The following is a 14,351-nucleotide window of genomic DNA, read 5'->3' as shown; positions in this document are numbered from 1 at the left end:
GGTCCGCCACCGCGGGGAACCGCGGGTTGGCAATTGGTGCTGGTTGCCCTGGCACTCGCCATCTTCGTCATCAACGTCCTGTTCCCTGGGCTCGTCGTCGGGATTGGCTTCACGGGACTGATGGGCTTCATCTGCGCGGGCTTCGTCCTGGAGACGGTGGGCGCGCTCTCGACCGGCGTCTTCGAAGGCACCGCGCAACTGTCCATCATCTTCCTGGGGATGACCCTGATTGCCTTTGCGGCCGTCACCGGTTGGAACGCCATGAAAAGGCTGGCGGGCAGGACCGCACCTCCGCCCCTGTTGCTTCGCTGGCCCTGGCTCCTGCTGGGGCTGTTGCTGTTCATCGCCTGCTCTCTGACGCTTCCAGAGCGCGTCGGGCGCAGCGCCCTCCCCGTGCTTCCCGGGGCCTTCGTCATCGCCTTCACGGTCTGGAGCGTCATCTCCGTCAGTGTGTTCCTCGTCCGGATGAGCCTGGGGCTTCTGCGACGCGCATGGCGGCTCGCGAAGACCTCTCCGTTCGGTGCGGGCCTCCTGACGATAGGCGCCATCGCGGCTTCGCTGGCGGTCGTCCCCCTCGCCAAGTCGCTCGTCTCAGGCCTCCCACGCGCTCCCGCTCCACAGGCCAGCCGTTGCGACGACCTGTCGTGGGAATGCACCCGACAGGCCATCCTCGCGTCAAGGCAGGCGTATCCCGGGCCCGCATGGGCGTCGAAGGAGGACCCCTCCTCGAACGCAGTGGCGTTTGCCTCGTATGGCGCAACGCAAGCCGAGGTCGAGCTCAACTCCCTGGCCTGCCTCGAACAACAATTCAATCTGCGCGACATGATGCCAAAGGCCCGCCGCATCGCGCAGGGCATCATCCAAAGTGACGCGGAGGCGGAGGACCTCATCCACGCGGTCCTCATGAACATCTGTCTGCGGAAGAAGGCTCCCCCACGGGACTTCGAGCCCTACTTCCTCAAAGCCGTCAGAAACAGCGCGACCAAGCGCTTCGTGCGGCTCAGCCGCGCATGCCCCCTGGACTCACAACCCGAGCCGGAGTGCCACCTCCGACCCGAGGATGAGTTCATCTCGATGGAATCCCATGAGGCGCTCCGGAACGCGTTCTGCACCCTCTCGAAGGAGCATCAAGAGGTGCTGAACCTGCGCTACTTCGAGGAGTTGGATGAGGCCGAAATCGCTCTCCAACTGAAAATCACCCATGCCGCGGCGCGCAAGCGGGTGCAGCGGGCCCGGGACAATTTAAGGACTGAATTTCTCCAGCGATGTCAGTGACTTACGATTCGGAGTCACACTTTTTGCGCCGAAGGAAGTGGTGCTTGGAGCGCCCCGATGACCGGGACCTCCACTGGAGGCACCATGGACCCCTGCGCAATGCAGCCCGCGACCTCGACGTCGGTCGCACACCCCGCCACACCGCCGTCCGTCAACTTCCACCTCTGGGAGCCGTGCAACATGCGTTGCCGGTTCTGCTTCGCCACCTTCCAGGACGTCCGCCGGGACATCCTCCCCAAGGGACACCTCCCTGAGCAGGAAGCGCTCCAGGTGGTGTCGTTGCTGGCGTCACGGTTCCAGAAGATCACCTTCGCGGGCGGCGAGCCCTTGCTCTGCCCCTGGCTCCCGCGATTGGCCGCGATGGCCAAGGCCCACCGCGCCACCACCATGTTGGTGACGAACGGAAGCCGGCTCGACTCCGCCATGCTCGAGCGCCTGCGCGGTGTCATCGACTGGGTGACCCTGAGCATCGACAGCATCTCGCCCGACACCCACGCCCGCTTGGGCCGAGCGGTCCATGGGAAGGCCTTGATGCCCCAGCAATACCTGGACATCGCCGAGCGCGTCCGTGCGGCGGGCATGCGCCTGAAGGTGAACACCGTCGTCACGCGGCTGAACGTGGACGAGGACCAGACAGGCTTCATCCGTCTGCTGAGGCCGGAGCGCTGGAAGCTGCTGCGGGTCCTCCGCGTCGAAGGCCAGAACACCGACCAGGGTGAGGGCCAGGAGCCCAGGAATGTGGAGGACCTGCTCTGCGCGCCCGAGGACTTCCACCGCTTCGTCGAACGCCACCGGAGCCTCGAACAAGAAGGCATCGCCCTGGTGCCCGAGGACAACGAAGACATGCGCGGCAGCTACGCGATGGTCGACCCGGCGGGACGGTTCTTCGACAACGTGGAGGGAGGACACCACTACAGCGACCCCATCCTGCGCCGAGGCCTGGACGCCGCGTGGTCCCAGGTCCGGTTCCATCCCGAGCGATTCCTGGGCCGCGATGGCTTCTACGATTTCGGAGGTGAGTCATGAGCCGGCCCTTCAGCCTCATCTGCCTCGCGGGCGTCTCCGGGGCGGGCAAGGACACGCTGGGCCAGTTCATGGCGGAGCGGTACGACTTCGAGCGCGTGGCCCTCGCGGACCCCATCAAGGCCGCGTTGATGGGACTGCTGCAACTCGACCCCGAGCAACTGTGGGGTGAGCGCCGCAACAAGGTGGACGCGAGGCTCGGCCGGACGCCCCGGGAGCTCTATCAACGCTTCGGGCAGGCGTGCGTGGAGCTGGACCCGGACGTCTGGCTGCGCCCCTTCCGACTCCGGGTCGACGCCATCCGTCGCGGAGGAGGACGCGTCATCTGCACGGACCTGCGGACCCGAGCCGAATGGCAGGCCGCGCGCGAGTTGGGGGCGTCCATCTGGCTCATCGAACGCCCTGGCGCGGGAGCACCCGGTGACCTGGCCAGGCACGCGACCGAGACCCAACTCACGCAGCAAGGGCACGATGCGTTCGACGTGGTCCTGAGGAACGACGCGACGCCGCAGGCCCTCTACGACACGGTCTCCCGCATCCTCGAAGCTGGCGGCACATCGCGAGGATAGCACTCGTCGGGTGGGGACCGGAGACCCACGTCCCCACCCGCGCCCCCTCTTCACACCGAGGGGGCGCGGAACCGAATCAGAACGCCGCGCCGCTCGCGCGCCGGCCCGGCGAGGACGTCAGGCTGGACAGGCTGGTGTGCAGCACGAAGGTGGCGGCCGAGCCCAGGTCCGGGCTGCGGTTCGCGGACACACCGTCCGTGCCCGACATCGCCGAGGACAGCACCGCCGTGTCCACCACCGTGCCGGAGGCGTTCTTCACCGTCACGGTGTCACCGCTGTTCGACAGGCCCAGCGTGCTGGTGGACGCGGCCACCGCGTTGGGCGTGCCCGAGGGGATGCCCGCCGCGCCGCCGAACACCACGATGACGCCGCCCGCCGGCACCGTCGTCCCGCTGGGGAACGTGTGCCGCACGCTCGCCGCGTCGGACACCGTCCACCCCGCGATGCTCAGCGCCGCCGTGCCCGTGTTCACCAGCTCCACGAACTCGCCACTCACATCCGATCCCGCCTCGTTCACCAGCACCTCGTTGATGAGGAGCGTCCCGGTGCCGCCGCCACCGCCCGTAGTGATGGAGAAGGCCGCGTCGCTGGTGTCCGTGATGCTGGCGTCGGATGTGTCCGTCACCCGCACGCGCGCCGTGGTGCTCGCCGTCGTGGGCAGCGTCCACGCGAGGCTCCCCGCCGAGGCCGACGTGCTCGACGACAGCGTGGTCCACGTGCTGCCGTTCAGCGTGTACTCCACCCGCACGCTCGACACGCCCGAGGACGTCCAGGAGATGGAGCGGGCGCTGCCCGTGGTCCAGCTCTCACCGCCGTTGGGCGACGTCACCGTCAGGCTGGAGGACACCGCATCCCCCGGGATGAGGAAGTCCTTGATGACGCCCATGTGCTGCATGCCAGACGCGCCGCTGTCGCCCGAGAGCGCCGGGGAAATCTCGCCGATGGGCGAGTACACGCGCGTGTCCACCACCAGCCCGTTCGCGAACGAGCTGCCGCCGATGACCACCGCCGTCTGGTACGGCCGCAGGTCGCTGTCCACCAGCACATGGTCATAGGGGCTGTTGCGGCCCGCGTTGGTGTTGGTGTTGCCATTGCGGTCCGCGGGGTACGGGCTCGCGGTGTTGACCACCTGCGACAGGGTGCCGAAGGCCGACTCGGAGCGGCTGCCCGTGTTCAGGTCGCCGCCAATCACCAGGTAGTCCCCCGCGGGGATGTTCGCCTGGATGCGGCTGACCAGGCTCTGCGCCTCCGTGTTGCGCGTGCTGGCGTTCGCCGTCAGCAGGTGCACGCTCACCGCCCACAGGTCCTTGGGCCCGGGGATGTCGATGCGCGCCCAGGCGAAGTCGCGGTTGCTGACCTGCGGGTCGTCCCACTCGCCCGAGGCGATGATGGGGTAGCGGCTGATGATGCCGTTGGGAATCTGCGCGCCGGACTCGCGGTAGTACGAGAAGCCCGGCCCGAAGGCGGTGTCCACGAAGCCGCGGAGGTCGGCGGCGGAGTCCGTCTTGTAGTTGAACTCCTGAATCATCACGATGTCCGCGTCCGTGCCCTGGAAGATGCGGATGCCGTGGCCCGGGTCGTAGTCCTGCCCGTTGCCACTGGAGAGGTTCGCCGCCATCAGGCGCAGGCGAACGTTGGCCAGCGCGTCGCCGCGCTCACCGAGTGACGACTCCTCCGAGGGCGCGTCCGACACGGTCGCCTCGCCACCGCAGGCGGCGAGTCCCAGGAAGAACACCATGAGCCAGTGGCGCCATGACGACAGCGCGCGCGTCGAGACTGCGAGGGTGTTTCGCACGAGGTCCAGTCCTGCTCCCGCCAGGGGGAGCGGTTGAGGGTCGGCAGCGAATGCTGAACGGGTGGGCCAGACAGGCTTCGCCTGGAACCACGGCCTCAACTTACCTTCCGGGACTGACGGAAATACTGGCGAAACACGATTGAAACATGACGAGACGTCGCCCTACAGGGCAGCGGCGGTGGACAGGGCGACGAACGCGTAACGCAGGCCCTTGCCCAGCGTGACGAAGACGACGAACGGCAGGGGCCTGACGCCCACCATGCCGCCGGCGATGACGAACGCGTCGCCGACGATGGGCATCCACGACATCAACAGCGCGGGCGCGCCCCAGGTGCGCAGCCGCGCCTCGACGCGCTCCATGCGGGGCCCCTCCTTCTCACGACGGCGCGCATACCAGCGCCCCAGCGCTCCGCCTCCGCCGCGCGCCACCCACAGCCCCAACAGGTAGAGCGACACCGCGCCCAGCACGTTGCCCACCGTGGCCACGCCCGTGGCGAGCATCGGCGGAGCGCCGCCATAGATGAGCGCGGCGAGCAGCGCCTCGGAGGGCACCGGCACCACCGAGCCCGCGAGCATCGCGACGAAGAAGAGGCCTGGGAGCCCCCAGGCGGAGAGGAATGAGGCGTCTGGCATGGAGAACTGGGTGCGAAGGACCCCGGCAGTGTGCCATGCGCACACGCGGGCTCGCAGCCTCCGCGTCCCGCCCGCCTGCCCCCACCGGGGGTGAGCCCCGGGCCCGCAGGAACTGCGTGCCTGCTCCCGGGCGCGCAGGAAATGCACGGCGCGCAGGTGGCTGGCGCCGCGCTCCCCGAGGGAGGACGGGCCTCGGCGCACGCCTTGCTACGGGGAGGGGACATCACCTCACCGTGAAGGAACCCCGTCTCATGAGCAGCAGCGACCATCCCGCATCGGGCTTGAGCAACGACCTGAGAATCGTCCCCGTGGAGATTGCTCCCGAGACGTTCTGGGTGGGCAAGCGGGAGCCGGGCAACATCTTCTACGCCAACCCCTATCTGAGACGCTTCCGGGGGACGGACGTGAAGACGCAGCGGGCCTCGGAGTTCAACCTCCTCATCGACCCGGGCTCGAGCAGCGACTTCTCCACCATCCACACCAAGGTGACGTCGCTCATCGGAGGGATGGAGCGGCTGTCGGCCGTGTTCATCAACCATCAGGACCCGGACGTGGGCTCGTCGGCGAGCATCATCTCCGCGCGCTATGCGCCTCGCGCCGGCATCCTCTGCTCGGAGGACACCTGGCGGCTCATCGTCCACCAGAACCTGCCGCGCAACCGCTTCATCGCCACCGAGAAGTTCTCGCAAGGGCTGAGCGTCCCCACCGGGCACAAGCTGCTGCCGGTGCCCTCGCCCTTCTGTCACTTCCGGGGCGCGGTGATGCTCTACGACCCGCAGACGCGCGTGCTCTTCACGGGGGATTTGTTCGGCGGGCTCACGGACGCCAACGCGAAGGGGCTGTACGCGGACGAGTCCGACTGGGCGGGCATCCGCGCGTTCCATCAAATCTACATGCCGGTGAACGCGGCGCTGGCGCGCACGGTGGCCACCATCCGCAAGCTCACGCCGGCGGTGGAGATCATCGCGCCGCAGCACGGGCGCGTCATCCGGGGGCCGCTGGTGCAGCAGTTCCTGGAGCGGATGGAGCGGCTGCAGGTGGGCCTGGACATCATGGACGAGGCCCAGGACAGGACGCACATCCAGGCCTGGAACGCGGTGGTGGACCGGGTGCTGGCGCTCGCGCGGGGCTACCTGGGCGAGTCGGTGGACGTGAAGCTGGGGGCCAGTGACGAGCTGTCGGACACGTCGACGTTCGAGGGCAACCGGCTGGTGGTGAACCGCCTGGGCAAGTGGACGGTGGAGCACGTGGTGGACGTGCTGTGCAAGGGTGAGCCGCCGGAGATCGCCGGCCCCATCATGGTGGAGGCCACCAGCGCGGCGGCGGAGTACAACCTGCCCACGCCGCACCTGGACATCGAGGGCGCGGGAGCCCCCTCGCACATCTCGCTGCTGGACCCCTGAGCCGCGGCACGGGCCAACGGACACCGAGGGAGGAGCGGTGGGCTCGACGGAAGATGACGCCGGGGGTGTCGTGTACCTCGGCGGCGTGCAGGAGACGAAGGTGACGGCGGGCACGACGCCGGCTCCCGCGCCCGAGCTGTCGTGGGGTCCCGCGCCGACAACGCCTCCGCCCCCGGTGTCCCTGGGCGAGACGCTGCGCGCTTCGACGCCCGTGTCCCCGCACGGGACGCTGCTCCAGGGAATCCCCACGCCCGCGCCGCTCCCCGCGGCGCTGGTGCGAGGGCTGATGCCGGGGCAGGTGGTGGCCCAGCGCTACCGCGTGGAGCGCTGGCTGGGCGCGGGTGGGAGCTCCACGGTGTACGAGGCGCACGACCTGCTCGAGCGGCATCGCGTGGCGCTCAAGGTGCTGGCGACGCCGCACGCGGACGCGGCGACGGTGGCGAGGTTCCGCCAGGAGGTGGAGCACGCCCGGGCGCTGGAGCACGTGAACATCCTGCGCGTCTTCGACGTGGGGATGGATGGGGAGCGGCACTTCCTCACGGTGGAGCTGTTGGACGGAATGGACTTGCGCCAGCGGATGATGGAGCGGCGCCCCACGCTCGCGGAGGCGCTGCGGTGGCTCACGCACGCGGCCGTGGCGCTGGAGCACGCGCATGGACGGGGGGTGCTGCATCGCGACGTGAAGCCGGCGAACCTGTTCATCACGCGCGGTGGGGTGTTGAAGCTGATGGACTTCGGCCTGGCGAAGAGCGCGCATGTGGCCGGGACGACGGCGCAGGGGACGGTGCTGGGGACGCCGGAGTACATGGCGCCCGAGCAGGTGATGGGCAGTCCCCCCGTGTCGTCCGCGACGGACCTGTATGCGCTGGGCATCGTGGCGTACGAGTTGCTCACGGGGCAGCTGCCGTTCCGACATTCGGACCCGGTGCCGCTGATGTTCCTGCACGTGCAGCAGGCGCCGGTGCCGCTGACGACGCTGCGGCCGAACCTGCCGGGGGCGTTCGAGCGGGTGGTGCTGAAGCTGCTGGAGAAGCGCCCCGAGGACCGCTACGCCAGCGCGACGGAGTTACGCTCGGCGCTCGCCAAGCTGTGGCCGTTCGCGCTCAAGGAGTCGCACTGAGGCTCAGGCCTCGCTCGTGGATTTGCCGGGAGCGGCCACGGCGAGCCCCAGGGCGACGACACCGGCCAGCCCGCCCGCGATGGCGAACTGCAAGGCGAAGTGGCCTCGTGCCAGAGCCAGCGCGGCCACCGTGAGCGAGCCTCCCAACAGACGCGTCGCGTAGAGGCTGCTCGTGACGATGCCCCGGTGGTGCCAGGGCGCACGCGACTGCGGGCCGATGAGCGACGTGCTCGCCGCGGGGCCCAGCCCCATGCCCAGCACCGCGAGCGAGGCGAGCGCCGCATACGTGCCCCACCCGTACGCGGCCGTCAGCGCGAGCAGCCCGGCGCCCGTCGCCGCCACGGCGAAGCCCACGCCTGCGCTGAGCCGCATGCCGCCTCGCACCAGCAGCTTCACGCCGAACGTCGACCCCACGGACCATCCCAGCAACATGGGCAGCAGCGTCAGTCCGGCGACGATGGGCGTCTGTCCGCCCTGCTCCGTCATCCACAGCGGCACCCACGCGGCCATGCTGTAGAGCAGCGCGCCACCGGCGATGCCTCCCGCGACACCGCTGAGCACCGTGCGGTCCTTCACCAGCTCCATCGGCAGGAGGGGCGCGTGGGACTTGCGCTGCTGGAACACCAGCCCCGCGCCCAGCACCACCGCGCCCAGGAGGCACAGCCACCTGAGCTCCGCGTGCCCGGGCTCCAGTGAGAACAGGAGCATCGCGGCGGAGGTGCCCGCGAGCACAGGCCCCCAGCGGTCCAGCTTCACGTCCGTGCGGCGCGGCGGGTCTCGGTACGAGAGATACAGGAGCAGCGCGGCGAACAGGCCCACGGGGACGTTGACCAGGAACACCCACCGCCACGACGCGTGCATCACCAGCCAGCCACCGATGAGCGGACCCACCGCGTTGCCCGCGCCCCACGCGCCGGTGAACAGGCCCTGCACGGCGGCGCGCTCGCGCAGCGTGTAGAGGTCCGCGCTGATGGTGAGCGTGGTGGGCTGGAGCGCGCCGGCTCCGAGCCCTTGCAGCACCCGGAAGGCGATGAGCGCGTGCACGGAGTCGGCGAGCCCGCACAGCGCGGAGCCGACGAGGAACAACCCCATGCCCGCGAAGAAGACGGGCTTGCGGCCGAGCCGGTCCGCCAGCTTGCCGGAGATGAGCACGCCGACGGTGGAGGCGAAGAGGAACGCGGAGAAGACCCACGAGTAGAGGTGCTGGCCGCCCAGCTCGCGGGTGATGGTGGGCATGGCGCTGGTCACCACCGTGCCCTCGAAGGCGCTGACCACCAGGGCCAGCAGCACCGCCCCGGTGGCCGTCCGCCTCGCCACCCCGGGCCGAGCGGAGGGCACCGGCTCTACCGACACACCGCTTCCATCCATTCCGAACGTGTAACCGGGGGCTGCCCATGCGGAAATCGCAACTTCCGCATAGAGTTCTTGCCGAATCCGCATGACTCGAGACCAGCTCCAGGCCTTTCTCCGAGTGGCACAAGAGGGGCGCCTCTCTCCGGCGGCCAAGGGACTGGGACTGTCCCAGTCCGGACTGTCCCGGCAGCTCCAGGCGCTCGAGGCGGAGCTGGGCACCCGGCTGCTCGTCCGCACGCCCGCTGGCGCGGTGCTCACCGACGCGGGTGAACGCTTCCTGCCCCATGCACGACGTGCACTGGACGCACTGGCCGCGGGCACGTCCGAGCTGGAGCGATTGTCGGGGACGCCTCGCGGCCCCGTGTCACTGGGGACGTTGCACACCGTGGGGGCGTACCTGCTGCCGGACATCATCCCGACGTTCGCGCGGAGATTCCCGGAGGTGCGCCCCCGGCTCAGCGAGGGCATGAGCACGGCCCTCGAGGACAACGTGGTCCGAGGCGTCCTGGACCTGGCCATCGTGTCGTTGCCGGTGCGGCACACGGACCTGGTGGCGCAGAAGCTGTGGGAGGAGGTGCTGGTGCTGGCGGTGCCGCGTGGGCATCGCCTCACGAAGGTCACCCGGCCGCTGTCCTTGGCGGACGTGGTGGAGGAGACGTGGGTGGTCATCCCCAGCATGAGCGGGACGCGGGCGCTGGAGGCCGAGTGCGAGGCGCGCGGTGTGACGCCCAGGCTCGCGCTGGAGACGGACAACGCGGAGGCGATGCGGCGCATGGTCGAGCGCGGCCTGGGCGTGGCGCTCATCCCGGAGCTGATGGCGCGGGACCACCAGTCGCGCGGCTTCGACGTGGTGCCGCTCGTGAAGAGCGGGCTGAAGCGCCAGGTGGCGCTCGTGCATCGGGGCGAGGGCTACCTCACCGCGGCGGCGCGCGAGCTCAAGTCGTTCATCGTGGAGAGCGTGCGAGCGATGCCCGAGCCATGGGGGGCGGGCAGGCGCGCGGGAGCGGCCTCGGGCTCGCGGGTGCGGTAGCTTGGCGAGCCCATTCACGCGCCCTTTGGGCGAGAGAGGAGATTCATGCCGCTGAAGGTGATGACGTTCAACGTGTTGCAGGGAGGCGAGGAGCGGTTCGACGACATCGTCACCTTCCTCGCCCGGAACGCACCGGACGTGCTGGTGCTCCAGGAGTGCCTGGGCTGGGACGACGGCGGGAGGCTGCGTCGGGTGGCCGAGGCGCTGGACGTGCCGCAGGACGAGGCGCACCTGGTGCTGGGACAGTCCCGCTCGCGGCCCAGCGGGCGGTGCTACCACGTCGCCGTGGTGAGCCGCCCTCCCCTGCGCTCGCTGCGCATCCACAATGACCGGCACTTCCTGGGCCACTGCATCGTCGAGTGCGAGCTGGAGGCCAGCGGCCCGGTGACGCTGTTCGGCACACACTTCGACGCGCACCACGAGAAGCTGCGCTACGTGGAGGCGCGCTACCTGCGCTCGCTGCTGGACGCGTCCCGGTTCCGCGAGGGGCAATATCTGCTGGTCGGCGACCTCAACTCGCTGTCGCGCAGGGACCCATATCCGGTGGACCTGGAGGACCGGCTGCGGCGGGCGGGCACGGACAAGTACGGCCATCCGCCGCGCTTCGACGTCATCGACGACATCGAGGACTACGGCTGGGTGGACACGCTGCCGACGCGGGCGGCTTCGACGCGTTGGGTGACGGCGCGGCGCAACCGGGGCGGCGTCACCATCGACTACCGCACGGACTATGTCTTCGCCTCGCCGCGCATGGCGGAGCGACTGGTCTCCGCGGAGGTCATGGACGTGGGCGACACGTCGGACCACAACCCGCTGGTGGCGACCTTCCGCTAAGAAGCGGCGCCAGGGAAACGGAGGAACACGGTGGCTCGAATGGACAGCTTCGTGGAGTACACGGTCGAGTTGTTGGAGAAGCTCGGCCCGGTGCAGGCCCGGCGGATGTTCGGCGGCTGGGGGCTGTACTTCGGCGGGCGGATGTTCGGCCTCATCGGCGACGGCCAGCTCTACTTGAAGACGGACGAAATCTCCCGACCGGAGTTCCAGGCCGCGGGCTGCCGTCCCTTCGTCTGGGAAGGCGGGGGCCAGCGCATCGAGATGAGCTACTGGACGCCGCCCGCCGACGCCAGCGATGACGCCTACGCGCTGCTGCCCTGGGCCCGTCGCGGCGTCGACGCGGCGACCCGGGCCGCGCTGAAGAAGGCGCCGAAGAAGAAGGCTGCCGCGAAGAAGACTCCTGCGGAGCCCGCGAAGAAGGCCGCCGCTCCACGCAAGGCCACCAAGACCCCGGCGAAGAAGGCTCCCGCCAAGAAGCCCTCGGCGACGAAGAAGCCCGCCGCGAAGAAGACCTCCACCGCGCGCAAGGCGAAGCCTTCGTCCCGCCGCCGGTGAGCCCGCGCGCCGCTCAGGCGGTCTTGATGTCCGCCGCCGTCTGCAACCCCAGCTCGGCGACGGAGACCTCGCGCATCCGGAACTTCTGCACCTTGCCCGTCACCGTCATCGGGAACGCATCCACGAGCTTCCAGTAGCGCGGAATCTTGAAGCTCGCGATGCGCCCGGTGCAGTGCTTCGTCAGCTCCTCCGTCGTGAGCGCCACGCCCGGCTTCGCCTTCACCCAGGCCATCACCTCCTCGCCGTACTTCACGCTCGGCACGCCGATGACCTGCGCCTCGCTCACGCCCGGGTGCGTGTGCAGGAACTCCTCCACCTCGCGCGGCGAGATGTTCTCCCCGCCCCGGATGATGAGGTCCTTGATGCGGCCCACGATGCGCACGTAGCCGTCCGCGTCCATCGTCGCCAGGTCACCCGTGTGCATCCACCCCGCGCGGTCCACCGCCTTCGCCGTGGCCTCCTCGTTCGCCCAGTACCCCAGCATCACGCTGTACCCCCGAGTGCACAGCTCCCCCGCCGTCCCGCGCGGCACCACCTCGCCCGTCTCCGCGTGGACGACCTTCACCTCCAGGTGCGGATGCACGCGCCCCACCGTCGACACGCGCTTGTCCAGCGGGTCATCCAGCGAGCTCTGCGTCGACACCGGTGACGTCTCCGTCATCCCGTAGCAGATGGTCACCTCGCGCATGTTCATCTTCGACTGCACCTGCTTCATCACCTCCACCGGACACGGCGAGCCCGCCATGACCCCCGTGCGCAGCGTGGAGAAGTCGAACTCGCCGAAGCGCGGATGGTCCAGCTCCGCGATGAACATCGTCGGCACGCCGTACAGCGACGTGCACTTCTCCGCCTGCACCGCCTGCATCACCGCCAGCGGCTCGAAGGCCTCCCCCGGAATCACCATCGTGGAGCCGTGTGACGTGCAGGCCAGGTTGCCAATCACCATCCCGAAGCAGTGGTAGAACGGCACGGGGATGCACACCCTGTCAGCGGGGCCGTACTTCAGCGACTCCCCGATGAAGTACCCGTTGTTGAGCACGTTGTGGTGCGACAGCGTGGCCCCCTTGGGGAAGCCCGTCGTCCCGGACGTGTACTGGATGTTGATGGGGTCATCGAACTGGAGCGACGCCTCGCGCGCCTCCAGCGTGTGCCCGCTCACGTGCTTCGCGTTGGACAGGAGCAGCTCCCAGTCCTCGTCCAGCACCAGCGCCACGCGCAGCTCGGGACAGCGCGGACGCACCTGCTCCAGCATCGACTTGTAGTCCGTCTGCCGGAACCCCTTGGACAGCAGGAGCACGCTGGTGCCCGACTGGTTGAGCGAGTACTCCAGCTCCGCCGTGCGATAGGCCGGGTTCAGGTTGACCAGGATGGCGCCGATGCGCGCCGTCGCGTACTGCGTCACCACCCACTCGAAGCGATTGGGAGACCAGAGCCCCACCCGGTCCCCCTTCTCCACGCCCATGGCCAGCAGCCCCTTCGCCACCTGCGTCGTGGTGTCCCACAGCTCACGGTACGTCGCCCGGTAGCCCTGGGAGACGACCACGAGCGCCTCGCCGTCCGGGTACCGCTCCACCGTCCGCCGCAGGTTCTGCCCGATAGTCTCTCCGAGCAGCGGAGTGGAACTGGTGCCATGCACGTACGAGGGAGGCAGTGGGCTCATGCCGGCATCGTCACGCCGTCCATCGCGGTGGGCAAGCCTCACCGACCTCGCCTGCACACTCCTCATCGTCGCGCAGGAATTGCGCGGCACCTCACCGGGCCGTCGAGCGGGCGGTCCGCTTCTTCACCTCGCGCCGCGCGTCGCGTCGCTTCTCCTGGACCGCGCGAGCCTTCTTCTTCGCGACCCGAGGTCGAGGCCCCGCGTCGACGCCCTGGCACTCCGCGCAGAAGAACAACCCCCGCGCCGCCAGTTCCCTGCGTCGCACCTTCGCGCCACAGCGAGGACAGGGCTGTCCCTCGCGGCCATACACACAGAAGCGCTCCGCGCGCTTGCGCCCCGCCACACACTCCGGCACCCGCGGCGCTCCCGGCGTGACGATGTGCCCATCCCGCGACGCATCCGCCAAGAGCCGCTGGAGCACGTCCCACAGCCTCGCGAAGTCCGCCTCGCTCAGCGCGCCCGCCGGCAGCAACGGGGGAAGCCTCGCCAGGAACAGCGCCTCCGCCCGGAGGATGTTGCCCACGCCGGACAGCCGCTCCTGGTCCAACAGCGCGAGCGCCAGCGGCATCCGCCCCCGACACAGCTTCTCGCGCGCACGCTCGGGCGACGACTCCGCGCGCAGCGGGTCCTCTCCGAGCCTCGCGCGGAGCTTCGCCTCGTCCTCCGCCGTCAACAGCTCACAGGCCTGCGGCCCGGTCAGGTGCAGCGTGGCGTGGGGCGAGGACAGCCGCAGCCGACAGGCCGGGGACGGCACAGGCGCCTCGCTCCGGAAGTGGCGGATGTTCCCGAACAACCCCAGGTGCACATGCAGCCGGACCTCGCCCTCGAAGCGATAGAAGAGATGCTTGCCGTGCGCCTCCACCGCCTGGAGCACCCGCCCGGACACCACCCGCGCCCCGTCCCCGAAGCGCCCCTGCGGCGAGTCCGCCGTGAAGCGCCGGCCCGACAGCCAGCGGCCATGGACCCGCGCCACCCGGTGGATGATGTTCCCTTCTGGCATCCCCCTGGGTAACCCCCGGCCCTTCCAGGCGCCAAGGCGCCCCTGCCCCCCGCCCGGGGACCGGCCGGGGCGGCGCCCCTGTCCACTGGGCTCCTCCCCAC

Annotated in this window: 13 protein-coding genes; 8 read left to right on the top strand and 5 right to left on the bottom strand. The window is 69.6% G+C overall.

From position 1 onward, the window contains the following. Window positions 1–36 precede the first annotated feature (36 nt). The 3 genes from K8640_RS16605 to K8640_RS16595 are packed head-to-tail and all read left to right on the top strand — an operon-like array spanning window position 37 to window position 2,867. Complete coding sequence (locus K8640_RS16605) at window positions 37–1,275, top strand: sigma-70 family RNA polymerase sigma factor (RefSeq protein ID WP_223747900.1); 1,239 nt, start codon at window positions 37–39, stop codon at window positions 1,273–1,275. Between the two features lie 57 nt (window positions 1,276–1,332). After that, on the top strand, window positions 1,333–2,301 hold the full coding sequence (locus K8640_RS16600) for a viperin family antiviral radical SAM protein (RefSeq protein ID WP_370640354.1): 969 nt from the start codon (window positions 1,333–1,335) through the stop codon (window positions 2,299–2,301). After that, the gene (locus tag K8640_RS16595) at window positions 2,298–2,867 is read left to right on the top strand and encodes a hypothetical protein (protein ID WP_223747899.1); all 570 of its coding nucleotides are present in this window, start codon (window positions 2,298–2,300) and stop codon (window positions 2,865–2,867) included. The genes K8640_RS16600 and K8640_RS16595 overlap by 4 nt, the downstream gene beginning before the upstream one ends. Window positions 2,868–2,943: 76 nt before the next feature. Here K8640_RS16595 and K8640_RS16590 read toward each other — a convergent pair whose 3' ends face one another. Together K8640_RS16590 and K8640_RS16585 are read right to left on the bottom strand one after the other, a co-directional pair. Beyond that, window positions 2,944–4,605 (bottom strand): lamin tail domain-containing protein, encoded by a 1,662-nt coding sequence (locus tag K8640_RS16590; RefSeq protein ID WP_223748028.1) that lies wholly within the window; start codon window positions 4,603–4,605, stop codon window positions 2,944–2,946. 219 nt (window positions 4,606–4,824) lie between these two features. Beyond that, window positions 4,825–5,295: a YqaA family protein gene (locus K8640_RS16585; protein WP_223747898.1), complete on the bottom strand. Its 471-nt coding sequence runs from the start codon at window positions 5,293–5,295 to the stop codon at window positions 4,825–4,827. A 251-nt stretch (window positions 5,296–5,546) separates the two neighbouring features. Between K8640_RS16585 and K8640_RS16580 the strand changes: the two genes are divergently transcribed. Together K8640_RS16580 and K8640_RS16575 are read left to right on the top strand one after the other, a co-directional pair. Continuing rightward, on the top strand, window positions 5,547–6,698 hold the full coding sequence (locus tag K8640_RS16580; protein WP_223747897.1) for a hypothetical protein: 1,152 nt from the start codon (window positions 5,547–5,549) through the stop codon (window positions 6,696–6,698). 37 nt (window positions 6,699–6,735) lie between these two features. Beyond that, window positions 6,736–7,818 carry a serine/threonine-protein kinase gene (locus K8640_RS16575; protein WP_223747896.1) on the top strand — a complete coding sequence of 361 codons (1,083 nt, stop codon included), beginning with the start codon at window positions 6,736–6,738 and terminating at the stop codon, window positions 7,816–7,818. 3 nt (window positions 7,819–7,821) lie between these two features. Here the strand turns inward: K8640_RS16575 and K8640_RS16570 are convergent, their stop codons facing one another. Further along, window positions 7,822–9,186, bottom strand: coding sequence for an MFS transporter (locus K8640_RS16570; RefSeq protein WP_223747895.1), 1,365 nt, complete (start codon window positions 9,184–9,186; stop codon window positions 7,822–7,824). A gap of 70 nt (window positions 9,187–9,256) precedes the next feature. Between K8640_RS16570 and K8640_RS16565 the strand changes: the two genes are divergently transcribed. The 3 genes from K8640_RS16565 to K8640_RS16555 are packed head-to-tail and all read left to right on the top strand — an operon-like array spanning window position 9,257 to window position 11,590. Next, on the top strand, window positions 9,257–10,201 hold the full coding sequence (locus K8640_RS16565) for a LysR family transcriptional regulator (RefSeq protein ID WP_223747894.1): 945 nt from the start codon (window positions 9,257–9,259) through the stop codon (window positions 10,199–10,201). 45 nt (window positions 10,202–10,246) lie between these two features. Then, window positions 10,247–11,035 carry an endonuclease/exonuclease/phosphatase family protein gene (locus K8640_RS16560; protein ID WP_223747893.1) on the top strand — a complete coding sequence of 263 codons (789 nt, stop codon included), beginning with the start codon at window positions 10,247–10,249 and terminating at the stop codon, window positions 11,033–11,035. Window positions 11,036–11,074: 39 nt separating this feature from the next. Beyond that, window positions 11,075–11,590 carry a TfoX/Sxy family protein gene (locus tag K8640_RS16555; RefSeq protein ID WP_223748027.1) on the top strand — a complete coding sequence of 172 codons (516 nt, stop codon included), beginning with the start codon at window positions 11,075–11,077 and terminating at the stop codon, window positions 11,588–11,590. A 13-nt stretch (window positions 11,591–11,603) separates the two neighbouring features. Here K8640_RS16555 and K8640_RS16550 read toward each other — a convergent pair whose 3' ends face one another. After that, window positions 11,604–13,250, bottom strand: a complete 1,647-nt coding sequence (locus tag K8640_RS16550; RefSeq protein ID WP_223747892.1) for an AMP-binding protein — start codon at window positions 13,248–13,250, stop codon at window positions 11,604–11,606. 91 nt (window positions 13,251–13,341) lie between these two features. After that, window positions 13,342–14,250 (bottom strand): Fpg/Nei family DNA glycosylase, encoded by a 909-nt coding sequence (locus tag K8640_RS16545; protein WP_223747891.1) that lies wholly within the window; start codon window positions 14,248–14,250, stop codon window positions 13,342–13,344. Between the last annotated feature and the right edge of the window lie 101 nt (window positions 14,251–14,351).

Source organism: Myxococcus sp. XM-1-1-1, from assembly GCF_020037095.1.
GTDB classification, from domain to species: domain Bacteria; phylum Myxococcota; class Myxococcia; order Myxococcales; family Myxococcaceae; genus Myxococcus; species Myxococcus fulvus.
The sequence above is the reverse complement of the archived record's forward strand: the minus strand, read 5'-3'. Positions and strand labels throughout refer to the sequence as shown.